Source organism: Methylobacterium sp. 17Sr1-1, from assembly GCF_003173775.1.
Classification (GTDB): Bacteria; Pseudomonadota; Alphaproteobacteria; order Rhizobiales; family Beijerinckiaceae; genus Methylobacterium.
Window position 1 is genome coordinate 2,802,680 of the sequence record NZ_CP029552.1, and the last position, 25,278, is coordinate 2,827,957.

Below are 25,278 nucleotides of genomic sequence, written 5' to 3' on the forward strand. Positions count from 1 at the left end.
GCTCGTCCCGGGGGCCTCCCGATCGCAGGGGCCGCTTTCGGCGCGATGCCGGAGAGCGGCCGGGCGGGATCAGCGCGCCGGCGCCGGCCGCCCGACGGGGCCCCGCCCCCCCGAGGCCGTCCGGTTCTGCCACAGGTTGAGCGGCACGATCAGGATCACCGTGGCGAGCACCCACCAGGCCGGCCGCACGTCGTAGGAGAAGTCGAGATTGGCGGCCAGCACCGCGCCGGCCGGCACCCCGGTGGCGAGCGCGTACCAGGCCGTCTCGAGACCCGCCGTGGCGAGGCCGGCCGCGAGGCTGAGGCCCAAGAGCGGCAGCGGCGTGCTCGGCACCTTGAGCTGGTGCATCAGCCGCCAGCCCATCAGGGCGAGGAACAGGCCGCTCCAGTAGACCGGGCTCGAGACGTCGATCTTCGATTGCAGGAAGAAGTGCAGCAGCGCCAGGGCGGTGAGCGGGTAGACCAGCCGGTGCAGCCGCGGCCAGGTCTTGCCGAGGCGGCGGATCATGCCGTCGGTCGAGGTGACGCCGAGCACCGTCAGGCCGAGCAGGCCGACGAACCCGATGGTGAGGTAGATGCGGAACACGATCTCGCTCGCCACCCGGGCGAGGTCGAACTTCTGGTCGGCGACGTACAGGGTGAAATGGACCAGCGCGTAGGCGAGCGCGGTGAGCCCGAGCATCCGCCGCACCAGGATCAGCTTCGGCGCATTGGCGATGCGCCGCATCGGCGTGACGGCGAGCGACAGGATCAGGAACCGCACCGACCAGTCGCCCATGGCGTGCAAGTAGGCGGTGAGGGGCTTTGCCCCCAGCCGGTCGAGGGCGTAGGCGGCGGTGAACCACAGCCCGGGCGCCAACGCGAGGAGGAACACCGCGAGCTTGAACCGCGACAGGCGGCCGGCCCGGTCGAGCCACGGCCAGTCGATGCGCGGCGAGGCGGGGCGGGGAGCGGCGATCCGGGGGTGGACGGTCATGCGGGACCTGAGTGCAGTGCGGAATGCGCCACAGATAAGCCGCGAGCGGAGGTTTGACCCGCTCGGCCGACCACACGATGGCGTGAGAGGCGGCCCCCTGAGGAGACAAGCCGTGCCGCGCAACGCCCTCGCCGCCCTCCTGCTCCTGATGCCGGTTCCGACCGCGGCCTTCGCCGCCTGCACCGCGCCGGCGCCGCCGCCGGCGAGCGAGAAGCCGGTGAAGCCCGCGCTGCCGCAGAAGCCCGCCTGCCTCGACGCCAAGGGCGGCTGCCCGGGCTGGGAGGCCTACACCTACAATGACGGGATCAAGGCCTACAACGCGCAGCTCGGCCCCTACCGCACCGGCGCCGAGGCCTATGCGCGCAAGCTCAAGGCCTACGCCGACGGCAGCGTGGCCTACGCGAATTGCGAGATGCAATCGCTGCAGTAGCGCCGGTCTTCGGCGGGCGTGCGGGGGCGACGCCCCCGCCGGCCCCCGACAGAGGCCTATTTCGCCGCGAGTTCCCGCAGCAGCGCGGCGTAAAACTGGTCCGGCGCCTCGACCTGGGGCGAGTGGCCCAGGCCCTCGAACATCACCAGCCGCGCGCCCTTGATCCGCGCCGCCGCCTCGGGCCCGAGCAGGTCGTAGCGTCCGAGCGTCTGCGCTACCTCCGGCGCGGCACGGTTGCCGCCCGGAGCCGTCCGGTCCTTGGTCCCAACCATCAGCACCGTCGGCACGCGCAGGCGGTCGAACTCGTGCACCACCGGCTGGGTGAACACCATGTCGGAGGTCTGAGCCTGGTTCCAGGCCACGCGCTCGGCCCCCGGGCCGGCGTAGAGCCCAGCCTGCATTTCGACCCAGCGGTCGTAGGCCGGCTTCCACTCGCCGTTGTAGTAGAACTTCAGCTGGTAGGCCTTGATGCCGGCCGCGCTCGTCTTGCGCTCGGCGGCGTAGGCCGCGTCGATGGTCTGGTAGGGCACGCCCTTGGCCTGCCAGTCCTCGAGCCCGAGGGGATCGACCATCACCAGCTGCTCGACGGAATCGGGGAACATCAGGGCGTAGCGGGCCGCCAGCATCCCGCCCATCGAGTGGCCGACGATGGCGGCCCGCCCGATGCCGAGCGCCGCGAGCAGGTCGTGGGTGTTGGTGGCGAGCTGGTTGAAGCTGAACTGGTAGCCGAGGGGCTTCGTCGACTTGCAGAAGCCCACCTGGTCGAGGGCCAGCACCCGGTAGCCGTCCCGCGCCAGCACCGCGGCGGTGTCGCCCCAGGTCGCGGCGCAGAAGTTCTTGCCGTGGAGCAGCACGACCGTGCGGCCGTTCGGCCGCTCCGGCACCACCTCCATGTAGGCCATCGACAGGTCCTGCCCCTGCGACGCGAAGGCGTGGCGCTTCACCGGATAGGGATAGTCGAAGCCCTCGAGCTCGGGGCCGTAGGAGGGCGCGGCCGAGGCCGTCGTGGCGGAGAGGAGGGCGGCGGCGAGGAGCGGGAGGCGCATCGGGCAAGTCTCCAACAGCGGGCGTGTCGTCAAACGGAACGCGAAGCTCTTACAACCCGGTTGCCTCGTCGCGGAGCCTCGATCGTCTGGATGGCGATCGCCGCTCGGGAGGACGATGCCGGGCGGGGCACCGCCGCGAATCGCAGGCCGGCTGGAACGCTGCCTGCCGTCGGGTTAACCTGTCACCGATCGCGTCGGTTCGGACCCCGGAGAGGAAGTGCCGGCTCCGCGGCCGTCCCGAAGGGGTACGGCCGACCACCACGGATCGTCATGACAGGAGAGGACACCGTGATCGATGGAGCGAATCTGATCGCGTGGGGCTTCCAGCCGGGGCGCTGGTTCAAGCAGGGCATCGCGACCGCCAACGCCATGCGTACCGCAGGCGAGAGCGACGACGCGATCCTCGCCCGCCTGCGGAGTCTCGCACCGGTCGAGGTCCCGATGCGCGCGAGCGGTCTGCCCTTCGGCCTGTTCCTCGATGCCGAGACGCCGTCCGAGCGAGCGAATGCCGCGGCGGTCGCGGCCCATATGGACGCGCTGATGCGGGTGCCGACGATCAAGGCCGGCGCCGTGATGCCGGATGCCTGCCCTTCCGGCAAGGAGATGGGCACGATCCCGGTCGGCGGCGCGGTGGCGTGCGAGAACGCCATCCATCCCGGTTTCCACTCGTCGGACATCTGCTGCTCGGTGGCGGTCACGGTCTTCGCGCGCGACGACGATCCGGTGACGGTGCTCGACGCCGTGCAGCGGGTCACGCATTTCGGACCCGGCGGCCGCGCCGTACCGGTTCGCCCGGTCTTCGAGGGCGAGGCGGACTTCTCGGAAAACCCGTTCCTGAAGGACCTCGGGACCGTCGCGCTCAAGCATTTCGGCAGCCAAGGCGACGGCAATCACTTCGCCTTCGTCGGCCGGCTCAAGTCGACGGGCCAGATCGCGCTCGTGACGCATCACGGCTCGCGCGGCCTCGGCGCGCAGCTCTACAAGCGCGGCATGACGGCGGCGCGGCGCCACACCGCGATCGTGGCGCCGGAGGTGCCGGAGCACAATGCCTGGATCGAGGCCGACAGCCGGGAGGGCCAGGATTACTGGCGGGCGCTCCAGGTCGTGCGGAGCTGGACGAAGGCCAATCACGCGATCATCCACGCGATGGTACGCCAGGAGATCGGCAACACGGTCGCCGACGCGTTCTGGAACGAGCACAACTTCGTGTTCCAGCGCGCCGACGGGTTGTTCTACCACGGCAAGGGCGCGACGCCGTCGTGGTCGGGCTACGCGGCGGACGATGACGGCAGGACCCTGATCCCGCTCAACATGAGCGAACCGATCCTCATCGCGGCACACCGCGACCACGAAGGCTCGCTCGGCTTCGCTCCTCACGGCGCCGGCCGCAACGCCTCGCGCACGCAGCACCTGCGAGAGAACGGGGACGCGCTCGCCGGGGAACTCGCGGCGTTGCAGGCGCGCGGCCTCGACATCCGGTCCTATTGCGGCATCCCTGACCATTCGGAGCTGCCCTCGGCCTACAAGGACGCTGCCTCGGTGCGGGCCCAGATCGCGAAATACGACCTGGCGCAGGTCGTCGACGAGATCGAGCCGTACGGGTCGATCATGGCCGGCGACTGGGAGCGCGACGCGCCGTGGCGCAAGGGGAGATGAGCGGGGACGGTGAGCGTTCACCAAGCGTGTCCGTCTCGGCCAGTCCCGCGCTTGCGTTTCCGGCGACGTGCCGCCATATAGGCCCCGGGAGGTTGGCGAGGGACGTTTCACTCGCCAACCGGGTCAGGTCCGGAAGGAAGCAGCCCTAACGAGACCGAGCGGGTTTTCGTCCAGCCTCCCACCCTACCTCCTTTCAGGAGCGCGTGCGCCCCCATCCCGGGGGCCGCCCTCACGACCCTGCGAGCGCATGGACGAGACCTCCGGCACGCCCTCGATCGACGAGCCGGGTCTCCCCGGGTTCAGCGCGGCCGAGAGCCGGCAGCCCGGCCGGCAGCCGGCCCCGGCCTACCGGGTCCTGGCCCGCAAGTACCGTCCCAAGGATTTCGACGACCTGATCGGCCAGGGCGCCATGGTGCGCACCCTGGCGAACGCCTTCGAGGCCGGCCGCATCCCGCAGGCCTGGATGCTGACCGGCGTGCGCGGGGTCGGCAAGACCACCACCGCCCGCATCCTCGCCCGCGGCCTCAACTACGCCCTGCCCGACGATGCCGAGGCCGGGCCGACGATCCGTCTGCCCCGGCTCGGCCTGCACTGCGCCGCCATCATGGAATCCCGGCACATCGACGTGCTGGAGATGGACGCCGCCTCGCATACCGGCATCGACGACGTCCGCCAGATCATCGACGGCATCCGCTATTCCCCGGTGTCGGCGCGCTACAAGGTCTACATCGTCGACGAGGTCCACATGCTGTCCGAGAAGGCGTTCAACGCCTTCCTGAAGACGCTGGAGGAGCCGCCGCCGCACGCGAAGTTCGTCTTCGCCACCACCGAGATCCGCAAGGTTCCGGTCACCATCCTGTCGCGCTGCCAGCGCTTCGACCTGCGCCGGGTCGAGGCGGTGGCGCTGATCGCCCACCTGCAGAAGATCTGCGACGCCGAGGGCGTCGCGGCCGAGGCCGAGGCCCTTGCCGCCATCGCGCGGGCCGCCGAGGGCTCGGTGCGCGATTCGCTCTCCCTCCTCGACCAGGCGATCGCCCACGGCGCCGGCCACGTCACCGCCGAGACGGTGCGCGACATGCTGGGGCTGGCCGACCGCGCCCGGGTCGTCGACCTGTTCGAGGCGGCGATGCGCGGCGACGTGCCGGCGACCTTCGCGGAGCTGCGGGCCCAGCACGAGGCCGGGGCCGACCCGGCCGTCGTGCTCTCCGACCTCGCCGAGTTCACCCACCTCGTCACCCGCCTGAAGCTCGCGCCGGACTCGGCCCGCGTCGATACCTCGCTCAGCGAGGTCGAGCGCGTGCGCGGGGGCGACTTCGCCGACCGGCTCTCGGTGCGGGCGCTGTCCCGCGCCTGGCAGATCCTGCTGAAGGCGATCCCCGAGGTGCAGGCGGCGACCCGGCCGCTGGCCGCGGCCGAGATGGCCCTGGTGCGCCTGATCTACGCCGCCGACCTGCCGACCCCGGACGAGGCCCTGCGCCAGATCCGCGACGGCGGCAGCCTGACCCTCCCGGCCCGGGCGCCGGCCGTGACGCAGCCCGCCTCGCAGGCCGCGCCTACACAAGCCGCATCCTTGCAGGCCGCGCCGGCGTTGCGCGAGATTCCGGCATCCGCGCCCGTCGCGGCCCTGCGCAGCCAAGCGACTGCAGCCGCGCCGGCCCTGGCCCGCAGCCTGCCGGAGGCGCCTCCGGCCGAGACGGCTCCCCGCCCCGCGCCTCCTCCCGCGGCGACGCCGCGCCCGACCCTGGTCCAGTCCGCCCCGGCGCCGAAACCCGCCGCCAGGGCGGAATCCGGCCCGCGCCTGCGCCGGTTCGAGGACGTGGTGGCGCTGGCCGACGAGCGCCGCGACATCGGCCTGAAGATGGCGCTGGAGCGCGAGGCGCACCTCGTCCGCTTCGAGGACGGCCGGATCGAATTCCGCCTCGCCGAGGGCGGGCGGGCGACGCTCGCCACCGACCTCGCCCGCGCCCTCGAGGCCTGGACCGGCCGGCGCTGGGTGGTCGCCCTGTCGAAGGAGGCCGGCGAGGCGACGCTCGACGCCCGCGCCAAGGCCGCGGTCGAGAGCCGCCACCAGGGCGCGGCGAGCCACCCGCTGGTCCAGGCGGTGCTGAAGAACTTCCCGGGCGCCCAGATCGTCGACGTGCGCGACAAGACCCCGGAGCCGCCTGCCCTCGACGGCGCGCCGCCGCCCGAGGCCGACGATCCGGATCTGTGACGGCCCCGCACCCGTAGCCGGCAGCGCGCCGGCACCCCACATCACTCCTCAATTCTCTCTCCCAGCGCGAGAACGCCGCCATGGACATCATGGGAATGATGAAGCAGGCCCAGGCCATGCAGCAGAAGCTGGCCGACATCCAGTCCGAGCTCGACGGCGTCCAGGTCACGGGCGCTTCCGGCGGCGGCTCCGTCTCGGTGACGATGACCGCGAAGGGCGACGTGAAGGGCCTCACCCTGGATCCCGCCCTGCTGGTGCCGGACGAGAAGGAGATCCTGGAGGATCTGATCGTCGCGGCGCTCAACGACGCCAAGGCCAAGGCCGAGCGCGCAACGCAGGAGCGGATGCAGGAGCTGACCAAGGGCCTGCCCCTGCCCCCGGGCATGAAGCTGCCGTTCTAGGGCATCGCCCCTCCCCGCCGGGGAGACACGATCACGAAAGTCGAGCCATCCATGCCCCAGGCCGTCGCGGGCCCCGAGATCGAGCGGCTGATTCAGCTCCTGGCCCGCATGCCCGGCCTCGGGCCGCGCTCGGCCCGGCGGGCCGCCCTCCAGCTCATCAAGAAGCGCGAGACGCTGCTGGCGCCGCTCGCCGACGCCATGAAGGTCGCCGCCGACCGGATCGTGGTGTGCCACGAATGCGGTAACGTCGACACGCAGGATCCCTGCACGATCTGCCGCGACCAGAGCCGCGACCCCTCGATGCTGGTGGTGGTCGAGGACGTCTCGGATCTCTGGGCGCTGGAGCGCTCGGGCGCCGTGACGGCGCGCTACCACGTACTCGGCGGCGTGCTCTCGGCCCTCGACGGGGTACGGCCGGAGAACCTGAACCTGAGCCGCCTGGTCGAGCGGGTGAGCCAGCCTGAGATGCGCGAGGTGATCCTCGCGCTCAACGCCACGGTGGACGGCCAGACCACCGCCCACTACGTCACCGAGCTGCTCACCCACCTGTCGATCAAGGTCACGCGCCTTGCTCACGGCGTGCCGGTCGGCGGCGAGCTCGACTACCTCGACGAAGGCACGCTCTCGGCGGCGATCCGCCAGCGCACGGCGTTCTAGAGCATTCTCCGACGAAGTGGGCGCCGGTTCGTCGCAGAAAATGCGGCAAAATCAAACGCTTAGAGCACTGCCTGATCGCAGCGCGATCGGGCAATGCTCTAGCGGCGCTGCGACATCGGGTTTGACCCGGGCGACACGAAACCTTATCTCCCGAAACACTTGCGGGTGCCCGTCGGCGCCCGGTTCCCCGACTTCGCTGGCGCACCAATGAGCATCCGTCCCCTCGTCATCCTGCCGGACGCGCGCCTGCGCGAGATCTCGGCCCCGGTCGGCACGATCACCGGCGAGGTGCGGAAGCTCGCGGCCGACATGCTGGAGACGATGTACGACGCCCCCGGCGTCGGCCTCGCCGGCATCCAGATCGGCGAGCCGGTGCGCATCGTCACCATCGACACCTCGAAGGAGAAGGAGGACCGCAAGCCGCTGGTCCTGCTCGATCCCGAGATCGTCTGGTCGTCGGAGGAGACCCGGCCCTACGAGGAGGGCTGCCTGTCGATCCCCGAATACTACGCCGAGGTCATCCGGCCCGACCGGGTGCGGGTGCGCTTCCGTACCCTCGACGGCGAGACCGTGGAGCAGGAGGCCGACGGGCTCCTGGCCACCTGCCTCCAGCACGAGATCGACCATCTCAACGGCGTGCTGTTCATCGACCACCTGTCGAAGCTCAAGCGCGACCGGGTGATGAAGAAGTTCGCCAAGGCGGCCAAGCGCGAAGCCGCGTAACGACGATGTCCCTCAAAGTCGTGTTCATGGGCACCCCGGATTTCGCGGTGCCGACGCTGGCCGAGATCGTCGGCGGCGGCCACGAGGTCGCGGCGGTCTATACCCGCGCGCCGGCCCCCGCCGGCCGCGGCATGGCCCTGCGGCCCTCGCCGGTCCAGGCGCTGGCGGAGAAGTTCGGGCTCCCCGTCCTGACCCCGAAGACCCTGCGCACGGACGAGGCCGCCGAGACGTTTCGGAGTCACGCGGCCGACGTCGCCGTGGTGGTGGCCTACGGCATGATCCTGCCGCCCGCGATCCTCGACGCGCCGGCGCTCGGCTGCCTCAACCTGCACGCGTCCCTGCTGCCGCGCTGGCGCGGCGCCGCGCCGATCCAGCGCGCCGTGATGGCGGGGGACGAGGAGACCGGCGTCGCGGTGATGCGGATGGAGCCCGGCCTCGATACCGGCCCGGTCGGCATGGTCGAGCGGGTGGGTATCACCCCCGACATGACCGCCGGCGAGCTGCACGACCGGCTGATGCCGCTCGGCGCCGACCTGATGGCGCGGGCGCTCGGCGCGCTCGAGCGCGGCAACCTGCAGTTTCGGGCGCAGAGCGCCGAGGGCGTCGAGTACGCCCGCAAGATCACCAACGAGGAGGCGCGGCTCGACTGGTCGCAACCGGCGAAGGCCCTGCACGACCGGGTGCGCGGCCTGTCCCCGTTCCCGGGCGCCTACGTCACGGCCGATCTCGGCCGCGGGCCGGAGCGGGTGAAGGTGCTGCGGGCACGCCTCGCGCAAGGCCAGGGCGAGCCCGGCACGCTGCTCGACGCCGCCGGCACGGTCGCGGCCGGCGAGGGCTGTTTACGCCTCGTCACCGTGCAGCCGGCCGGCAAGGGCGCGATGGCGTTCGAGGACTTCGCCCGCGGCCGGCAGCTCGCGCCGGGCGCCCGCCTCGCCTGATGCCCCGCTACAAGCTCGTCGTCGAGTATGACGGCACCGCCTTCGCCGGCTGGCAGCGGCAGGCCGCCGACCGCTCGGTGCAGCAGGCGCTGGAGGAGGCGATCGCCCGCTTCGTCGGCGGTCCGGTGCGGGTCCACTGCGCCGGGCGCACCGATGCCGGCGTGCACGCGACGCATCAGGTCGTCCATCTCGACCTCGACAAGCCGTGGCGCACCGACACGGTGCGCGACGCCGCCAACGCGCACCTCCGGCCCGAGCCGGTGGCGGTGATCGCGGCCGCCGAGGTCGGGCCGGATTTCGACGCCCGCCACTCGGCGATCAAGCGCCACTACCGCTACCGCATCCTCAACCGCCGATCCCCGCCGGCCCTGACCCGCGGCTTCGTCTGGCACGTGCCTTGGGCCCTCGATGCCGGATCGATGCACGAGGCGGCGCAGCTCATGCTCGGCCGGCACGATTTCTCCGCCTTCCGGGCGGCGGAGTGCCAGGCCAACAGCCCGGTGCGCACCCTCGACCGGCTCGACGTGACACGGGAGGGCGAGGAGATCGTGGTGGTCACCGCCGCGCGCTCGTTCCTGCACCACCAGGTCCGCGGCATGGTCGGCACGCTGATGCTCGCCGGCGGCGGAAGGTTGACGCCGCAGGGCGTGCGCGACGTGCTCGATTCCCGCGACCGCACCCGCTGCGGGCCGCTGGCGCCCTCGGGGGGCTTGACGCTGATCGGGGTGGATTATCCGGCGGATTTAGGATGACCTTGCGTCATCGAGGCGCTTGGCCAGGTCCGGCGTTTCTGGCATCGTGAGCATCGCCGGAGCCGAGCCGCTGACCATGACCGCCATCGCCTTCGATACGTATGCCATGGTCCGCCGGCTCAAGGCGTCCGGCTTCTCCGAGGATCAGGCCGAGGCGATCACGGGCGCGCTGAAGGATGGGCGCGAATCGGATCTGGCGTCGCTGGCGACCAAGACCGACCTGCGGGAGAGCGAGGTCGCGCTGCGGGCGGATCTGCGGGACGTCGAGACCTCGCTGAAGGCGGATCTGCGTGAGACCGAGGATCGGCTCGAGGCGGATCTGCGGGAGTCCGAAGGTCGCCTGGACGTGAAAATCACGGACCTTTCTAAGAGGGTCACGGACCTGTCTCACCGCGTGGATCTCGGCATGGCGGCGGGCCGAGCCGATATGAGGCTCTTGGAACAGCGGATGACCGTGAAGCTCGGGGCGCTGGTCGCCGCCGGCATCGGCATCATGATCGCTGCCTTCCGCTATCTGCCACCTGCCGGCCATTGAGCGCGGCCATGATGGCCGGAAGTCCGCTCACACCAGGACGTGCGCCCCGCCGGCAAAGCCGGCGATAAGCCCGAAGCAAGCGAGCGTGATCAGCGCCGCGACCGGCCCCGACAGGCCGAGGATTGTCCGGGCGGCGCGGGCGTGCAGCCAGAGCACCACCACCAGGAAGGCGCCGGCATCGAGCGCCGCGAGGCCCGGCGTCGCCAGATCGAGACGCAGCAGGCAGCCCGGCAGCGCCAGGGCGGCCAAGCCCGTCGCCAGGCACCAGTTGGTCACCACCACGAAGGGCACGTAGGCCCGGGTGCGACCGAGACGGCGCAGCACCGCGATCATCGCCAGCGGCACCGCCAGGAACCCCGCCGCCCATCCGGCGAGGACCGCCACGGTGACGTGGTCGAGCTGGAACGGCGCGGAGCCGGCCCCGCGTTCCAGGGCGAGCGCCACCGTCACCGCCGGTGCGGTGAGCCAGACCGCCCCGAAGGAGCGCCAGAAGCCGCGCTCGCTCACGTCGAAATGGGTGAGCGCGTCCGGCCGGCGGCCGATCAGGCCGGCGGTGCCGCGCAAGGATCGGGTCACCTCGTCAGCGCTCAAGAACATCGGCGGCCTCCCGGATCGAGGTCGCCAGATTCAACTTTCGTCTAATGCCGGTCAAGCCTGACCCGGCGTCGCGGGTCCGGCGGGAAAATACGCGTCCAGCACCCTCCCGTAGATCGCCGCCAGCCGGTCGAGGTCCGCCACCGCCACCCGCTCGTCGACCTGGTGCATCGTCTGCCCGACGAGCCCGAACTCGATCACCGGGCAGGCGTCCTTGATGAACCGGGCATCCGAGGTGCCGCCGGTGGTCGAGAGGGCGGGCCGGCGGCCGGTCTCGGCCTCGATCGCGTCGGCCACCCGCTCGACGAAGGCGTCGGGCGTGGTCAGGAAGGCAACGGAGTTGGTCGGGCGCACGTCGAGGCTGTAGCGCACCGCGTTGCCGGCCGCCTCCTTCAAGCGCCGCTCCAACTCGGCGGCCAGGGTCTCGGGCGTCCAGAGGTCGTTGAAGCGGATGTTGAAGGTCGCTCGCGCCTCGGCCGGGATCACGTTGGTCGACGGATTGCCGACATCCATCGTGGTGAATTCGAGGTTCGAGGCGTCGAAATGCGCCGTGCCGGTATCGAGAGGGCCGGCGAGGAGCCCCTGCGCAAGGCGTAGGAGGCCCGGGATCGGGTTCTCGGCCCGGTGCGGATAGGCGACGTGGCCCTGCACCCCGTGCACGGTCAGGGTCGCGGTGAGCGAGCCGCGCCGCCCGATCTTGATCATCTCGCCTAAGGTATCGGGATTGGTCGGCTCGCCGAGCAGGCAGTGGCTGAAGCGCTCGCCCCTCTCCTTGGCCCAATCGAGGAGCTTGACGGTGCCGTTGACCGCCGGCCCCTCCTCGTCGCCGGTGATCAGGAACGCGATCGCGCCGCCGAAATCCGGTCCGCGCCGCGCGAGGAAGGCCAGCACCGCCGCCAGCATGCAGGCGATGCCGCCCTTCATGTCGACGGCGCCGCGGCCGAACAAGTCCCCGCCCTCGACCGCCCCGGCGAAGGGGTCGTGGCGCCAAGCCGCGGCATCACCCGGCGGCACCACGTCGGTGTGGCCGGCCAAGAGCAGGCACGGCCCCTCGCCGATCCGGGCGTAGAGGTTCTCGATGTCCGGCGTGCCCGCTTCCGAGAAGACCGGGCGCTCGACCGTGAATCCGGCCTCGCTGAGGATTACCGCGAGATAGGCGAGCGCCCCGCCCTCGTGCGGCGTCACCGAGGGGCAGCGGATCAGTCCCTGAGCCAGGGCGAGGGGGGAATGGGAATCGGTCACGGCGTGTATCCGCAAAGAAGTCGAAGGCTCGGTGGCCGCGAGCCGTAGCGCCGAACGGCCCTGATGAGAACCGCCGCGATCGACACCGCTTCCGCGTCGGGACCCTTGCTCTCTGAGGCCCCCGCCCTTCGAGACCCTTCCCGGCGACCGGCGTCTCGCCTAACTAGGCCGCATGACCGCGCTCAGCCCCGACGAGATCGAACGCTACGCCCGCCACATCGTGCTGCGGGAGGTCGGCGGCCCCGGCCAGGTCCGCCTCAAGGCGGCGCGGGTGCTGGTGATCGGCGCCGGCGGCCTCGGCGCGCCGCTGATCCAATACCTGGCGGCGGCCGGGATCGGCACGGTCGGCATCGTCGACGACGACACGGTCTCGCTCTCCAACCTCCAGCGGCAGGTGATCCACGGCACGCCCGACATCGGGCGGCCGAAGGTCGAGAGCGCGGCGGACGCGATCGCCCGGCTCAACCCGAATGTCCGGGTCGAGACCCACGCCACCCGCCTGACGCCCGAGAATGCCGAGGCGCTGATCGCGGCGTACGACCTCGTCGCGGACGGCTCGGACAATTTTTCGACCCGCTACGCCGTCTCGGACGCGTGCTACCGCGCCCGCCGGCCGCTGGTGACCGCGGCGCTCGGCCAGTTCGACGGCTCGCTCACCACGATCCGGGCCCACGAGACCGGGCCGGACGGACGGCCGAACCCGACCTATCGCTGCCTGTTCCCGAGCCCGCCGCCGGCCGGCTCGGTGCCGACCTGCGCCGAGGCCGGGGTGCTCGGCGCGCTCGCCGGCCTGATGGGATCGCTGATGGCGCTGGAGGTCATCCGCGCCGTCGCCGGCTTCGGCGAGCCCCTGGTCGGCCGCCTGCTGATGGTCGATGCCCGCTCCCTGCGCTTCGAGACGCTGTCCTACGCCTGGGACCCGGGCAATCCGTTGAGCGGGACGGACCATTGAGGCCCGTCCCGCCATCGAGCCTTGTCAGGCCGCCCGGATCTCGCCCAGAAAGCCGTCGACCTCCTGCTTGACCGTCAGGGAGTGCGTCGCCAGGTCGGCGGCGGCCGCGAGCGCCTGTGCGGCCGCGCCGCCGGTCTCGTCCGCCAGCGACCGCACGCGGGCGACGCTGGACGAGACATCCCGGGTGCCGCGCGCCGCCTCGTTCGCGTTGCGGGAAATCTCCGTCGTGGCGGCGGTCTGCTCCACCACCGTCGCCGCGATGGCGCTGCTGATCTCGTTCAGCGCCGCGATCGTGCCGCCGATCTGCCGGATGGCGGCGCCCGCCTGCTCGGTGGCCGCCTGGATCGCCGTGATCTGCCCGCTGATCTCCTCGGTGGCCCGCGCGGTCTGTCCGGCCAGCTCCTTCACTTCCGCCGCGACCACCGCGAAGCCGCGCCCGGCCTCGCCGGCCCGGGCGGCCTCGATCGTGGCGTTGAGCGCGAGCAGGTTGGTCTGGCTGGCGATGGCCGAGATGATGGTGACGGCGGCCCCGATCTGGGTCGCGGCGGTGCCGAGACTCGCCATGGCGGTGTTGGTGGCGTCGGCCTCGTGCGCGGCGTGGCCGGCGACCTCGCGGGAATGCACGACCTGGCGCTCGATCTCCCGCAGCGACGCCACCATCTCCTCGGCGGCCGCCGCGACGGTCTGGACGTTGGCCGAGGTCTCCTCGGCGGCGGCGCTGGAGGCGACGGCCTGGGCATTGGTGCCGTCGGCGACTTGAGTCATCGAGCGGGCGGTGGCGTCGAGCTCGGAGGCGGCCGAGGTGACGATCTCGAGCGAGCCGGCGACCCGCTGCTGGAAGGCGGCGATCAGCGCGTCGACCCGGTCGGCGCGGCGCTGGCGGGCGGAGGCCTGCGCGGCCTGGTCGGCCTCCAGCGCGAGGCGCGCTACCGCGTTCTGACGAAACACCTCCACGGCGCGGGCCATCTCGCCCATCTCGTCGGTCGCGTCCTGCGAGGGGACCGCGACGGCGATCTCGCCCGCGGCCAGACGGCTCATCGCCCGGGTCATGCCGGAGATCGGACGGGTGATGCTGCGCCCGATCAGGACGGCCGACGCCGCGCTGATCGCCAGGATCAGCGCCAGCAGCCCGACCTGCACCGGCTTCGTCGCGGCCATCGTGGCGTTGCTGCGCGCGGTGATGTCCTGAAGCACCGCGTCCAGCTTGGTGCGGACCTGCGTGCCCGTGCCGACGAGCGCCTCCGCCTTGGGCTTCAGGCTCTGCTCGTACAGAGCCTCGCTCTCGATCATGGCGGAGGCCGCCGCCGTGATGTGCCGGTTGAGGCGATGCAGGGCTTCCTCGACGGTAGCGAGATCGCGCCGCTGCGCCGGCGTCAGGCTCAGCGCCTTCAGCTTTCCGACCGATGCCTCGGCGGTGGTGAAGGTCGCGGCCGAGAGCGCACGGGTCTTCGGGTCGGTGGTCGCCAGAAAGCGCCAGTTCATGACGCGGAACAGCAGCAGGGTCCGCTCGATCTCCACCGCCTGGTCCAGGATCGCGTCGTCGCCGCCGGACCGGAGCTGCGCGACGAGCGCGCCCGAGGCCTTGGTCAGGTCGTCGCCCGCGCTGTAGACGCCGGCCTTGTTCTCGCGGATCTGCGTGCCGAGCGCGACCAGCTTGGGGAGCTCCGCGGCGAGACGGCTCGACTGGTCGCGCAGACCGGCGTAGAGCGTGCGCCGCTCGTCCGACAAGGCCCGCTCGGCGAGCCCGTCGGCGAGCTGCGTCATCTCCGACAGGCTGGACTGCATCCCGGTCGCCCCGTCCGCACTCGGCGTCATCCGGTACGTCAGGCTCTGCGCCAGGAAGCGGTCGGTCAGGCCGTTCAGCGTGTACAGCTCGCGGGCCGCCCGCTCGAGCATCGCCCTGGTATTGAACATCTCGTCGAGGCTTGCGGTCTGCCGATAGGCGAAGCCGCCCATCACGGCCGCGAGGATCGCCAGAAGCGTGAAGCCGCCGTACAGGCGTGCACGCATTTGGATGCGCATCGGATCGTTCACCCGCCAGAGAGAGGGCGGCGACGCTGCGACAGATTTTGGAAGATTCCGTAAAGATTCCTGGGCTTACGATAAATAGGATTTTATTCTATATCTCGACGATGCCGCAAGCCAAGCCGAGGCGAGCATTGCTCGCCTGAGAGCCGGCACGTCGCATGGCATCCACCGAGCACGCCAGCCGTTGCACCTGCCGGCATTCGCGGCTTCGTGCTTGAACGTTCGCCTCGTGCGGAACGGAGAGTCCGTGACCCCGTGCGCCGTCCCGACAATGCGGCGCGGCGTCCGCGACAGATCAGGGCGGCGGACGTGCCGGACCGTCGCCCCCTCCGGCTCGGTCCGGCCCCTTCGCGATCAGCGCGCCGGCGGCAGCGGCGGCAGGGCGGCGAGGCCCTGCTCGACCTTGTCGAGGCAGCACTTCTTGAACTTCTTGCCGCTGCCGCAGGGGCAGGGGTCGTTGCGGCCGACGTCGCGGTAGGGGTTGCGCTCGGGGATCGGATAGCCGTCCTCGTCGAGGTTGGGCAAGTGAGCGTCGGCGCCCTCGCGGGTGTGCTCCAGTGCCCCGATCAGGTCGTCGAGGTAGCCGATCGTCATCTGGTTGAAGCGCTCGCGGCTCTTCGGTCGTAGGCGGGCCTCCTTCAGGGTCTCCTGCACCGACTCCCAGTCGATGAAGAGGCCGGTGTTGCGGCCGTCCTTGCGCGCCGCCTTGAGGCGGGGAAGGAGGTCGTCGAAACCGAGCAGCGCGACGGCATCCTCCCAGCCCTGCCACGCCTCCTCGTCGGAATCGCCCAGGCGCTCGTCGTCGAAGCGGACCAGGAAGGCCCGGACGGTCTCGCGGTCGATGTCGCCGTCGGCGGTCAGCAGCGCCAGGGCGTGGAACAGCTCCATCCGCACGAGGCCGTCGGGCGCCTCGCCGGCGATGGCGGCGAGCAGGCGGTCGGCATCGCCGTCGAAGGTGCTGGCGACCAGGCCCGTGAGGGTGGTCGGGTAGTCCTCCCCGAGCGCCGACGAGATCGCCTCGTCGTCGCGGCACAGAAGGCGCATCAGCGGCTCGTGGATCCGGCTCTCGCCGATCGAGGCCAGGACGTGGATGCCCCAGAACAGCACGTTCGCTTCGGCGTCGTTCAGCGGCTCGGTGCCCTCCTCAAGGCCGGCCGCCGCGGCGCGGTAGAGGAAGTTGAGGACCGGGACGGTGATCGTCTCCGGGTCCGCCGCCGCCCGACGCAGGGCGGCCTCCGGCAGGTGGACCGCCCGGGAGAGCTCCTGCACGAGCCCGATATCCGTCTTGTCCGTGTCGTCCGTCATGCCCGGCTCCTCGCCCGATCGGCGGCGCCCGAGGCGCCGCCGGCTGTTTCAGCGATCAACCCCGCAGGGTCGCACCGGTCTTGCGCGTCACCTCGGCGACGATCTTCTGGCTCACGGCCTCGATCTCCGCATCGGTGAGGGTGCGGTCGGTCGGCTGGAGCCGGACGGCCACGGCGACGGACTTCTGGTCCTCGCCGATGCCGGCGCCCTCGTAGACGTCGAACACCTCGATGCCGGTGACGAGGGTGCGCTCGGCGGCTTGCGCCGCCTTCAGGATGTCGCCCGCCGAGACGGTGCGGGCGACCACGAAGGCGAAGTCGCGGGTGAGCGGCTGGAAGTCGGGCAGGCTCGCCGCCGGCTTCATCTTGGTCGGCCGGTGCTTCGGCAGCGGGAGGGCGTCCAGCGTGATCTCGCTGACCACCACCGGGCCCTTGATGTCGAGGGCCTTCAGCACCCGCGGATGCAGCTCGCCGAAGAACCCGACCTGGTTGCGCGGCCCGAACTGGAGCGTGCCGGAGCGGCCGGGATGCAGCCAGTCCGGCCCGCCGGCCACGACCTGGAGGCCGCCGGTCGGCACGCCGAGGGCAGCGAGGAGCGCCAGCGCGTCCGCCTTGGCCTCGAAGGCGTCGACGGGCCGCGCCGCCCCGTCCCAATGCCGGCCGGCGCCGCCGTGGCGGGCGGAGCCGCGGCGGAGCGCGGTGGCCTTGGTGGTCTGGCCCTCCGGCTGATCGGAGGCGAAGCACTGGCCGACCTCGAACAGGGCGACGTCGCCGTATCCGCGGTCGGCGTTGCGCTGGGCGGCGCGGGCGAGGCCCGGCACCAGGCTAGGGCGCATGTCCGAGAGGTCGGCGGCGATCGGGTTGGCGAGCGCCAGTTCCGGCTTGCCGCCGCCGAACAGGGTGGCGTCGTCATGCGCGATGAACGACCAGGTCACCGCCTCGACGAGGCCGCGGGCGGCGAATTCGCGCTTGGCCTGCCGGGTGCGCTTCTGCATCACGGTGAGCACCGGGCGGATGACGGTCGCCTCGATCCGCGGCAGGGGCTTCGGCTCGATCCGGTCGAGGCCGGCGATGCGCACGATCTCCTCGACGAGGTCGGCCTTGCCCTCGACGTCGGGACGCCAGGACGGCGACAGCACCTTGGCCCGGTCGCCGGTGCCGGCGACGTGGAAGCCGAGCGATTCCAGCGTCACCTTCATCTCCGGCCGCGGCAGGTCGAGGCCGGACAGCCGGCGCACCTCGGTCCACGGGAAGTCGATGATGCGGTCGGTATCCGGCACCTCGCCCGAGACGGTGGCCTGGCTCGGGGTGCCGCCGCAGAGGTCGAGCACCAACTTCGTCGCGAGATCCAGGCCCGGCAGGGCGAAGGCCGGATCGACCCCACGCTCGAACCGGTAGCGGGCATCCGTCACGATGCCGAGGCGCCGGCCGGTGCGGGCGATGGTGAGCGGATCCCACAGGGCCGATTCGATCAGCACGTCGGTCGTGCCCTCGTCGCAGCCCGAATGCTCCCCGCCCATGATGCCGGCGATCGACTCGACGCCGTTCTCGTCGGCGATGACGATCGCGCCGTCGTCGAGCCGGTAGGTGCGGCCGTCGAGGGCGACGATCTCCTCGCCGTCCCGGGCGCGGCGCACGGTGAGGTTGCCCTTCACCTTGGCGGCGTCGAAGACGTGGAGCGGCCGGCCGCGGTCGAAGGTGACGTAGTTGGTGATGTCGACGAGCGCATTGATCGGCCGCAGGCCGATCGCGGTCAGGCGCCGGCGCATCCACTCGGGAGACGGCCCGTTCCTGACGCCGCGCACCAGCCGCAGGCCGAAGAGCGGGCAGAGATGCGCGTCCTCCGGGGCGAAGTCGCGGGTGACCGCGACCGGGCAGGCCCCCTCCCCGCGGACCGGCGCCAGCTGCTCGCGCTTGAGGGTGCCGATGCCGGCCGCCGCGAGGTCGCGGGCGATGCCGTGGATGCCGGTGCAGTCGGGCCGGTTCGGCGTCAGGTTGATCTCGATCACCGGGTCGTCGAAGCCGGCGAAGGCCGCGTAGGACTGGCCGACCGGTGCGTCGGCGGGCAGATCGAGGATGCCGTCGTGGTCGTCCGACAGGCCGAGCTCGGACCCGGAGCACAGCATGCCGCGGCTCTCGACGCCGCGGATCACCCCGACCGACAGGGTGATGTTCTTGCCCGGCACGTAGGTGCCGGGAGGCGCGAACACGGTCTTCATGCCGGCCCGCGCGTTCGGCGCGCCGCAGACGACCTGCACGGGGGCGCCCTCGCCGGTCTCGACGGTGCAGACCCGCAGCCGGTCGGCATTCGGGTGCTGCTCGGCGGTGAGCACCGCGGCGATGCGATAGGCCGAGAGATCCGCGGCCTTGTCCTCGACGCGCTCGACCTCCAGCCCGATGCGGGTCAGCGTCTCGACGATCGTGTCGAGGGAGGCGTCGGTGTCGAGGTGGTCCTTGAGCCAGGAGAGGGTGAATTTCATCGGGATAAACCTCTCGGCTCAGGCGAGCCGGGTCTTCGTGACGAGGAGGACGGCCAAGCGGCGCCGGTCGTCGTTGGAGGGCAGCGCGGCCCGCTCGTGCCCGGAGGCGGCGAGGTGCGGGTCAGGACCTCGCTCCCGGCCATGATGCCCCTCGGGGCGAAATCGCTCAGCCGGTCAGGCCGCCGACCAGGCTCGGGATGTCCAGCGGCCGGAAGCCGTAATGCTCGAGCCAGCGCACGTCGGCCTCGAAGAACGGGCGCAGGTCCGGCATGCCGTATTTGAGCATCGCGATCCGGTCGATGCCCATGCCCCAGGCGAAGCCCTGGACGCTGTCCGGGTCGAGGCCGCAATTGCGCAGCACGTTCGGGTGGACCATGCCGCAGCCGAGGATCTCGAGCCAGTCGTCGCCCTCGCCGAAGCGGATCTCGCCGCCCTTGCGCGAGCACTGGATGTCGACCTCGGCCGAAGGCTCGGTGAAGGGGAAGAACGACGGCCGGAAGCGCATCTTGACGCTGTCGACTTCGAAGAACGCCTTGCAGAATTCTTCCAGGATCCACTTCAGGTGGGCGATGTTCGCCTGCTTGTCGATCACCAGGCCCTCGACCTGGTGGAACATCGGGGTGTGGGTCTGGTCGGAATCGTGCCGGTAGGTGCGGCCCGGACAGATCACCCGGATCGGCGGCTGCACGGAGCGCATGGTGCGGACCTGCACCGGCGAGGTGTGGGTGCGCAGGAGCTTGCGCTTGCCGTCCCGGTCGGGCCGCAGGAAGAAGGTGTCGTGCATCTCCCGGGCCGGGTGGCCCTCGGGGAAGTTGAGCGCGGTGAAGTTCAGCTCGTCGGTCTCGACGTCCGGGCCTTCGGCGATCGAGAAGCCCATATCGCCGAAGATCGCCGTGATCTCGTCCATCACCTGGGTGATCGGGTGGATGCGGCCGCGGGTCTCCGGCCCCTCGCGCACCGGCAGGGTCACGTCGATCCGCTCGGCGGCGAGCCGCGCGGCGAGGGCGGCTTCGGCGAGGGTGTCGCGCCGCGACTGGATCGCGCCCTGGACCCGGTCGCGCAGGCCGTTGATCAACGGCCCCTGCTCCTTGCGCGCCTCGGGGCTCATGCCGCCCAAGGTCTTCAGCAGCTCGGAGACGGCGCCCTTCTTGCCGAGGGCCGCGACGCGCACGCCGTCGAGGGCCGCCTCGTCGGCGGCGTCGGCGACCTTGGCGAGGAGATCGGTTTCGAGGCTGGTGAGATCGGTCATGGTCTGCTCAATCGGGGCTCGCGGATGCCCTGCAACGCGCCGCCCCGCTCCGTCAACCCGGGGCTGGGAAAGAGCCTGCACAACGCAAAACGGCCCGCGCTTGCGGGCCGTGATGGTGCAGTCTCGACAGGTCTCGGGCCCGCCTGAGGGGGCGGGACCAATATTGGCTTTACGCCGCCTTGACGAGCTCGGCCGGCAGGGCGGACTTCGCCGTCTCGACCACGGCGACGAAGGCCGCCGGCTCATGGATGGCGAGCTCCGACAGGGCCTTGCGGTCGACCTGCACGCCGGCCTTGGACAGGCCGTCGATGAAGCGCGAATAGGTCAGGCCGTGCGGACGGACCGCGGCGTTGATGCGCTGGATCCACAGGGCGCGGAAGTTGCGCTTCTTGTTCTTACGATCGCGGTAGGCATATTGCATGCCCTTCTCGACCGCCTGCTTGGCGATCCGGATCGTGTTCTTGCGCCGGCCGTAATAGCCCTTGGCGGCCTTGAAAACCTTCTTGTGCTTGGCGTGGCTGGTCACGCCGCGCTTGACGCGGGCCATGGTGATCTCCTGAGGATTCTACGAAACAGATTTACGGACGAAGCGTCTTCTTGGCGCGAAGCCGGTTCTTACCGGGCGTTCGGCAGGAAGTACTTCTTCACGTTGGCGGCATCGCCCTCGAACAGGGTGGTCGTGCCGCGCAGGTTGCGGATCTGCTTCGTGGTCCGCTTGATCATGCCGTGGCGCTTGCCGGCCTGGGCGTACATGACCTTGCCGGTCCCGGTGATCTTGAAGCGCTTCTTGGCGCCCGACTTGGTCTTCAGCTTGGGCATTTTGCTCTCCTGACGCGAACTCCACCGGGGATCCGCCACGGGCGGGCCCCGACGATCACGCGCGATCGACGATGTGGAGCGACACGAACCGCCACGGCAGCCCTCACGGCCGGGCGGTTCGATGAGGGGCGCGCTATAGCAGGGAGCGGAGCGTCGCGCAATCGTCGCATCGTCGGGCCGCGCTTGCCTGTGTGAGGTGGGCACGGCCGGGCCCCCGCGGTGGCATTGTGCATTGCACCGGAACCATAAGCTCGGGTGCGCGGTTTCGTTCATGTCCCGCTCAGGCCCCATCCTGCTTAAGTCCCGCCAACGTGAACCGCCCCCGTCTGGCGTCTCAGGAGAATCCGTCGTGCGCATTGCCCAGGTAGCCCCTCTCGCGGAGGCCGTTCCGCCGAAGTTCTACGGCGGCACCGAGCGTGTCGTGTCCTGGCTCACCGAGGAGCTGGTCCGGCAGGGCCACGACGTGACGCTGTTCGCGAGCGGCGACTCCGAGACGAGCGCCAAGCTGGTCGCCTGCTGCCCCGAGGGCCTGCGGCTCGCCGGCATCCGCGACCACGTCGCCAGCCACCTCGCCATGCTCTATCACCTGCGTCGGCGCGCGGACGAGTTCGACGTCATCCACTTCCACATCGACCTCCTGCAGTACCCGCTGTTCGAGGACCTGAACCACAAGTGCGTCACCACCCTGCACGGGCGGCTCGACGTGCCGGACTTCATGCCGGTCTACCGCACCTTCACCGGCATGCCGCTCGTGTCGATCTCCGACCACCAGCGCGGGCCGATGCCCGAGAACGCCAACTGGCTGCAGACCATCCATCACGGCCTGCCGGCGGAGAATTGCCGCTTCTCGGCCAAACCCAAGGACGGCGGCTACCTCGCCTTCCTCGGCCGCATCTCGCCCGAGAAGCGCCCCGACCGGGCGATCGAGATCGCCAAGGCCTCCGGCGTGAAGCTGAAGATCGCCGCCAAGGTTGACAAGGCCGACCAGGAATACTGGGACGAGGTCATCGAGCCGATGACCCACCATCCGCTGGTCGAATATATCGGCGAGATCAACGAGGACCAGAAGCACGAATTCCTCGGCAACGCCCTGGCGCTCGCCTTCCCGATCGACTGGCCGGAGCCCTTCGGCCTGGTGATGATCGAGGCGATGTCGGCCGGCACCCCGGTGATCGCGTGGCGCAACGGTTCCGTGCCGGAGGTCATCAAGGACGGCGTGTCGGGCGTGGTGGTCGACTCGATGGACGAGGCGATCGCCGCGGTCGAGACCTGCAAGGCGATGAGCCGCGAGGGTGTGCGCCGCTACTTCGAGACACGCTTCACCGCGAGCGTCATGGCCCGCTCCTACGTCGCCGCCTACGAGTCGCTGCTCGCGGGTGACCTCGACGCGATCAAGATCCCGGGCCTGACCATCGGGGCGCCCGCGGCGCTCAACGGCGCGGCCAACGGCGTCGCGCATCCGGTGCTCCGCGCGGTCTGATCCGCTTCACGGTCCCGACGATGACGAGGCCCGGTCCCCGAGAGGGGGCCGGGCCTTTCGTTTTGCGCGGAGAATTTCGCCTCGCGCAATGTTCCTCATCTCCGCCGCGTCATCCCGGGGCCGCGCAGCGGAACCCGGGATGACGCGGAGGGTGTGAGATCTTCTGGAGCTAACGACGACGCGCCGACCGGAACAGGGTGTACCTGCGCGCACCTTGATCGCCCCTGCCTGAAATCCGGGCCGACCCCGCGCCGGATCCCCCCTGGCGCCCGCCGTACGATGGCCCACATTCGCTCTAGCGTGGGGTCCAACCCGCGAATCGCCGCGGGTGCCGCCTCCCCGCCGCCGCCCGGACCTTCGTCCGGCGCCCCGAGATCCGCCCCGTTTCCCCGCGTCGCCGCGCGGAGCCCCAAGGAGTGAAGCCGTGCCGATGGTCGCGACCGCCCCCGACGACGAGACGCTGCCGCAATACCACATCGAGGCCCAGACCTCGCTGGTCGAGCGCCAGCTGCGCTCGCTCAAGCACGGCGACGCCTTCGCGGTGCTCGACAGCTACGGCGATATCGGCGTCTTCCCGGGGCCCGAGGGGCTGTACTTCCAGGATACGCGCTTCCTGTCGCGCCTGGAGCTGACCGTCGAGGGCCAGCGGCCGATGCTGCTCGGCTCGGTGGTGCAGGACGACAACGGCGCCCTCTCGGTCGACCTGACGACGCCGGACATCCGGTTGGACGCCGGCGACGAGACCAGCATCCCGCGCGAGATCATCGCGCTGGAGCGGACCAAGTTTCTGTTTCGCGGCACCTGCTACGACCGCCTGGGCTTACGCAACTACGACACCAAGCCGCGCCACCTGCGCGTGTCCTTGAGCTTCGATGCCGACTTTCGCGATCTGTTCGAGGTGCGCGGCAGCGACCGGGCGCATCGCGGCAAGCGCAGCGTCGAGGTGACGGGCGCCAACGAGGTGACGTTCACCTATGACGGGCTCGACGAGCGCCGCCGCACCACCCGCCTGCGCTTCGGCCCCAAGCCCGCGCGGCTCGAGGCGAACCGGGCCGAGTTCGACGTCAAGCTGTCACCCGGCGGGCGCGCCTCGCTCTTCGTGCGGGCGATCTGCGACACGGTCGATCTCGGCCGCGCGGGCGTGGCCGCGGTCGGCAGCGCCCTGCCCTTCACCCATGCCGCCTATCCGAGCCCGCGCCGCGAGGACGGTCACCCGAAGGGCGAGGGCATGACCTTCGCGCTCGCCTACCGCGACGCACGGCGCGACCTGCGCAAGGCCACCGCCAACATCACCACGATCGAGAGCTCGAACGACCAGTTCAACGAGGCCGCCTGCCGCGCGACGGCCGACCTCTACATGCTCCTGAGCCGCACGCCGAACGGCGTCTACCCCTATGCGGGCATCCCCTGGTACAGCACGGTCTTCGGCCGGGACGGCATCATCACCGCCATGATGACGCTGTGGATCGATCCCGAGATCGCCAAGGGCGTGCTGCGCCACCTCGCGGCGACGCAGGCGACGACCGTCGACCCCGCCGCCGACGCCCAGCCCGGCAAGGTCCTGCACGAGACCCGCAACGGCGAGATGGCGATCCTCGGCGAGGTGCCGTTCAAGCTCTATTACGGCACGATCGACGCGACGCCGCTCTTCGTGATGCTGGCCGGGCAGTATTACGAGCAGACCGGGGACCTCGCGACTATCCGGGCGATCTGGCCGAACATCCTGGCGGCGCTGAACTGGATCGACGAGTACGGCGACCGCGACGGCGACGGCTTCGTCGAGTACGCCCGCGAGACCGAGAAGGGCCTGGCCAACCAGGGCTGGAAGGACAGCCACGACTCGATCTTCCACGCCGACGGCCGCATGGCGCAGGGACCGATCGCGCTCTGCGAAGTGCAGGGCTACGTCTACGCCGCCAAGAAGGGCGCCGCGAAGCTCGCCGCCCTCATGGGCGACGACGTGCTGTCCGAGCGCCTGAAGGGCGAGGCCGAGCGGCTGCGAGAGGCCTTCGACGAGAAGTTCTACCTGCCCGAGCTCGGCACCTACGCGCTCGCCCTCGACGGCGAGAAGCGCCCCTGCGCGGTGCGCTCGTCGAATGCCGGGCACGCGCTGTTCACCGGCATCGCCTATCCGGAGCGGGCCGAGAGCGTCGCCGCGGTGCTGATGTCGAAGGACGGGTTCAACGGCTGGGGCGTGCGCACGATCGCGGTCGGCGAGGCGCGCTACAACCCGATGTCGTACCACAACGGCTCGATCTGGCCGCACGACAACGCGCTGGTGGCGCTGGGCCTCGCCCGCTACGGCCTGAAGGCGGAAGCCGCCCGGGTGTTCGAGGGCCAGCACGGCGCCTCGCTCTACCAGGAGGGGCGGCGGCTGCCGGAGCTGTTCTGCGGCTTCATCCAGCGCAAGCAGCGCGGACCGACGAACTATCCGGTGGCGTGCAGCCCGCAGGCCTGGGCGGCGGCCGCGCCCTTCGCGTTCCTCGCCGCCTGCCTCGGACTGGAACTGCGCCACGACCGCAACCGGATCCGCTTCCGCGACCCGATCCTGCCGGCCTTCCTCGACGACGTGCTGATCCGCAACCTGAAGCTCGGCGACAGCCACGTCGACCTGCTGATCCATCGCCACGGCAGCGACGTGACGGTGAACGTGGTGCGCCGGACCGGCGACGCGCAAGTCGTCCTGTTGAAATGAAGTGGTGTTGCTGAAGTAAAAAAGCGATGGGCCGGGACATGCCCGGCCCTTCGATGCTCCCCGCGCGGGTCTTCTCGCGAGAGGCCCGCGCCCGGAGCGCTCCGTGATCC

22 protein-coding genes and 1 other RNA gene are annotated in these 25,278 nt (G+C 70.8%); 13 read left to right on the forward strand and 10 right to left on the reverse strand.

All coding sequences use genetic code 11. The annotated features are described in order from the left end of the window. Positions 1–69 precede the first annotated feature (69 nt). Positions 70–975: a protein-methionine-sulfoxide reductase heme-binding subunit MsrQ gene (locus tag DK412_RS12660; RefSeq protein ID WP_109972237.1), complete on the reverse strand. Its 906-nt coding sequence runs from the start codon at positions 973–975 to the stop codon at positions 70–72. Positions 976–1,123: 148 nt separating this feature from the next. Between DK412_RS12660 and DK412_RS12665 the strand changes: the two genes are divergently transcribed. After that, on the forward strand, positions 1,124–1,405 hold the full coding sequence (locus DK412_RS12665) for a hypothetical protein (RefSeq protein ID WP_093569642.1): 282 nt from the start codon (positions 1,124–1,126) through the stop codon (positions 1,403–1,405). A 56-nt stretch (positions 1,406–1,461) separates the two neighbouring features. Here the strand turns inward: DK412_RS12665 and DK412_RS12670 are convergent, their stop codons facing one another. Beyond that, the gene (locus tag DK412_RS12670; RefSeq protein WP_109972238.1) at positions 1,462–2,451 is read right to left on the reverse strand and encodes an alpha/beta hydrolase; all 990 of its coding nucleotides are present in this window, start codon (positions 2,449–2,451) and stop codon (positions 1,462–1,464) included. 270 nt (positions 2,452–2,721) lie between these two features. Here DK412_RS12670 and DK412_RS12675 point away from each other — a divergent pair, with 270 nt between their 5' ends. The 9 genes from DK412_RS12675 to DK412_RS12715 all read left to right on the forward strand — a co-directional run bounded on the left by DK412_RS12675 (position 2,722) and on the right by DK412_RS12715 (position 10,325). Continuing rightward, entirely contained in the window at positions 2,722–4,107 is a 1,386-nt protein-coding gene (locus tag DK412_RS12675) for an RtcB family protein (protein ID WP_204165557.1), read from the forward strand. Between the two features lie 86 nt (positions 4,108–4,193). Beyond that, positions 4,194–4,290, forward strand: an RNA gene (gene ffs, locus DK412_RS12680) — signal recognition particle sRNA small type. 64 nt (positions 4,291–4,354) lie between these two features. Further along, on the forward strand, positions 4,355–6,319 hold the full coding sequence (locus tag DK412_RS12685) for a DNA polymerase III subunit gamma/tau (protein ID WP_109972240.1): 1,965 nt from the start codon (positions 4,355–4,357) through the stop codon (positions 6,317–6,319). A gap of 80 nt (positions 6,320–6,399) precedes the next feature. Then, positions 6,400–6,720 (forward strand): YbaB/EbfC family nucleoid-associated protein, encoded by a 321-nt coding sequence (locus DK412_RS12690; protein WP_109972241.1) that lies wholly within the window; start codon positions 6,400–6,402, stop codon positions 6,718–6,720. 51 nt (positions 6,721–6,771) lie between these two features. Next, positions 6,772–7,377, forward strand: coding sequence for a recombination mediator RecR (recR, locus tag DK412_RS12695; RefSeq protein WP_109972242.1), 606 nt, complete (start codon positions 6,772–6,774; stop codon positions 7,375–7,377). A 207-nt stretch (positions 7,378–7,584) separates the two neighbouring features. Next, positions 7,585–8,100 (forward strand): peptide deformylase, encoded by a 516-nt coding sequence (gene def / locus DK412_RS12700; protein WP_109972243.1) that lies wholly within the window; start codon positions 7,585–7,587, stop codon positions 8,098–8,100. Between the two features lie 5 nt (positions 8,101–8,105). Beyond that, a complete protein-coding gene (gene fmt, locus DK412_RS12705) occupies positions 8,106–9,038 on the forward strand; it encodes a methionyl-tRNA formyltransferase (protein WP_109972244.1) in 933 nt (310 codons plus the stop codon). After that, positions 9,038–9,790, forward strand: a complete 753-nt coding sequence (gene truA / locus DK412_RS12710) for a tRNA pseudouridine(38-40) synthase TruA (protein WP_109972245.1) — start codon at positions 9,038–9,040, stop codon at positions 9,788–9,790. The genes fmt and truA overlap by 1 nt, the downstream gene beginning before the upstream one ends. 76 nt (positions 9,791–9,866) lie before the next feature. Continuing rightward, positions 9,867–10,325, forward strand: coding sequence for a DUF1640 domain-containing protein (locus DK412_RS12715; RefSeq protein ID WP_109975230.1), 459 nt, complete (start codon positions 9,867–9,869; stop codon positions 10,323–10,325). Positions 10,326–10,352: 27 nt separating this feature from the next. On the opposite strand, the gene DK412_RS12720 is transcribed toward DK412_RS12715, so the two are convergent. Both DK412_RS12720 and dapE read right to left on the reverse strand, forming a co-directional pair. Continuing rightward, positions 10,353–10,922: a hypothetical protein gene (locus tag DK412_RS12720; protein ID WP_109972246.1), complete on the reverse strand. Its 570-nt coding sequence runs from the start codon at positions 10,920–10,922 to the stop codon at positions 10,353–10,355. A gap of 51 nt (positions 10,923–10,973) precedes the next feature. Continuing rightward, positions 10,974–12,170: a succinyl-diaminopimelate desuccinylase gene (gene dapE, locus DK412_RS12725; protein WP_204165602.1), complete on the reverse strand. Its 1,197-nt coding sequence runs from the start codon at positions 12,168–12,170 to the stop codon at positions 10,974–10,976. Between the two features lie 163 nt (positions 12,171–12,333). Between dapE and moeB the strand changes: the two genes are divergently transcribed. Then, positions 12,334–13,113 carry a molybdopterin-synthase adenylyltransferase MoeB gene (moeB, locus tag DK412_RS12730; RefSeq protein WP_109972248.1) on the forward strand — a complete coding sequence of 260 codons (780 nt, stop codon included), beginning with the start codon at positions 12,334–12,336 and terminating at the stop codon, positions 13,111–13,113. 24 nt (positions 13,114–13,137) lie between these two features. On the opposite strand, the gene DK412_RS12735 is transcribed toward moeB, so the two are convergent. The 6 genes from DK412_RS12735 to rpmI form a co-directional block, all read right to left on the reverse strand. Beyond that, positions 13,138–15,123, reverse strand: coding sequence for a HAMP domain-containing methyl-accepting chemotaxis protein (locus tag DK412_RS12735; protein ID WP_245447617.1), 1,986 nt, complete (start codon positions 15,121–15,123; stop codon positions 13,138–13,140). A gap of 372 nt (positions 15,124–15,495) precedes the next feature. Then, positions 15,496–16,446, reverse strand: a complete 951-nt coding sequence (locus DK412_RS12740) for a DUF1186 domain-containing protein (RefSeq protein WP_109972249.1) — start codon at positions 16,444–16,446, stop codon at positions 15,496–15,498. 55 nt (positions 16,447–16,501) lie between these two features. Then, positions 16,502–18,925 carry a phenylalanine--tRNA ligase subunit beta gene (pheT, locus tag DK412_RS12745; RefSeq protein WP_109972250.1) on the reverse strand — a complete coding sequence of 808 codons (2,424 nt, stop codon included), beginning with the start codon at positions 18,923–18,925 and terminating at the stop codon, positions 16,502–16,504. A gap of 166 nt (positions 18,926–19,091) precedes the next feature. Then, positions 19,092–20,174 (reverse strand): phenylalanine--tRNA ligase subunit alpha, encoded by a 1,083-nt coding sequence (gene pheS, locus DK412_RS12750; RefSeq protein WP_109972251.1) that lies wholly within the window; start codon positions 20,172–20,174, stop codon positions 19,092–19,094. A 169-nt stretch (positions 20,175–20,343) separates the two neighbouring features. Further along, positions 20,344–20,721, reverse strand: a complete 378-nt coding sequence (gene rplT, locus DK412_RS12755) for a 50S ribosomal protein L20 (RefSeq protein WP_109972252.1) — start codon at positions 20,719–20,721, stop codon at positions 20,344–20,346. Between the two features lie 68 nt (positions 20,722–20,789). Further along, positions 20,790–20,993 (reverse strand): 50S ribosomal protein L35, encoded by a 204-nt coding sequence (gene rpmI, locus DK412_RS12760; protein WP_007561407.1) that lies wholly within the window; start codon positions 20,991–20,993, stop codon positions 20,790–20,792. Between the two features lie 349 nt (positions 20,994–21,342). Here rpmI and DK412_RS12765 point away from each other — a divergent pair, with 349 nt between their 5' ends. Beyond that, positions 21,343–22,473: a glycosyltransferase family 4 protein gene (locus tag DK412_RS12765; RefSeq protein ID WP_109972253.1), complete on the forward strand. Its 1,131-nt coding sequence runs from the start codon at positions 21,343–21,345 to the stop codon at positions 22,471–22,473. Positions 22,474–22,903: 430 nt separating this feature from the next. Beyond that, on the forward strand, positions 22,904–25,168 hold the full coding sequence (locus DK412_RS12770) for an amylo-alpha-1,6-glucosidase (protein ID WP_109972254.1): 2,265 nt from the start codon (positions 22,904–22,906) through the stop codon (positions 25,166–25,168). The last annotated feature ends 110 nt before the right edge of the window (positions 25,169–25,278 follow it).

Coding starts and splice junctions, on each gene's coding strand:
- DK412_RS12675 (WP_204165557.1), top strand. CDS start 2,722: ATGACAGGAGAGGACACCGTGATCGATGGAGCGAATCTGATCGCGTGG.
- def (WP_109972243.1), top strand. CDS start 7,585: ATGAGCATCCGTCCCCTCGTCATCCTGCCGGACGCGCGCCTGCGCGAG.
- DK412_RS12665 (WP_093569642.1), top strand. CDS start 1,124: ATGCCGGTTCCGACCGCGGCCTTCGCCGCCTGCACCGCGCCGGCGCCG.
- moeB (WP_109972248.1), top strand. CDS start 12,334: ATGACCGCGCTCAGCCCCGACGAGATCGAACGCTACGCCCGCCACATC.
- recR (WP_109972242.1), top strand. CDS start 6,772: ATGCCCCAGGCCGTCGCGGGCCCCGAGATCGAGCGGCTGATTCAGCTC.
- rplT (WP_109972252.1), bottom strand. CDS start 20,721: ATGGCCCGCGTCAAGCGCGGCGTGACCAGCCACGCCAAGCACAAGAAG.
- pheT (WP_109972250.1), bottom strand. CDS start 18,925: ATGAAATTCACCCTCTCCTGGCTCAAGGACCACCTCGACACCGACGCC.
- rpmI (WP_007561407.1), bottom strand. CDS start 20,993: ATGCCCAAGCTGAAGACCAAGTCGGGCGCCAAGAAGCGCTTCAAGATC.
- DK412_RS12690 (WP_109972241.1), top strand. CDS start 6,400: ATGGACATCATGGGAATGATGAAGCAGGCCCAGGCCATGCAGCAGAAG.
- DK412_RS12740 (WP_109972249.1), bottom strand. CDS start 16,446: ATGACGGACGACACGGACAAGACGGATATCGGGCTCGTGCAGGAGCTC.
- pheS (WP_109972251.1), bottom strand. CDS start 20,174: ATGACCGATCTCACCAGCCTCGAAACCGATCTCCTCGCCAAGGTCGCC.
- DK412_RS12685 (WP_109972240.1), top strand. CDS start 4,355: ATGGACGAGACCTCCGGCACGCCCTCGATCGACGAGCCGGGTCTCCCC.
- DK412_RS12660 (WP_109972237.1), bottom strand. CDS start 975: ATGACCGTCCACCCCCGGATCGCCGCTCCCCGCCCCGCCTCGCCGCGC.
- DK412_RS12715 (WP_109975230.1), top strand. CDS start 9,867: ATGACCGCCATCGCCTTCGATACGTATGCCATGGTCCGCCGGCTCAAG.
- DK412_RS12770 (WP_109972254.1), top strand. CDS start 22,904: ATGGTCGCGACCGCCCCCGACGACGAGACGCTGCCGCAATACCACATC.
- fmt (WP_109972244.1), top strand. CDS start 8,106: ATGTCCCTCAAAGTCGTGTTCATGGGCACCCCGGATTTCGCGGTGCCG.
- DK412_RS12735 (WP_245447617.1), bottom strand. CDS start 15,123: ATGCGTGCACGCCTGTACGGCGGCTTCACGCTTCTGGCGATCCTCGCG.
- DK412_RS12720 (WP_109972246.1), bottom strand. CDS start 10,922: ATGTTCTTGAGCGCTGACGAGGTGACCCGATCCTTGCGCGGCACCGCC.
- truA (WP_109972245.1), top strand. CDS start 9,038: ATGCCCCGCTACAAGCTCGTCGTCGAGTATGACGGCACCGCCTTCGCC.
- DK412_RS12670 (WP_109972238.1), bottom strand. CDS start 2,451: ATGCGCCTCCCGCTCCTCGCCGCCGCCCTCCTCTCCGCCACGACGGCC.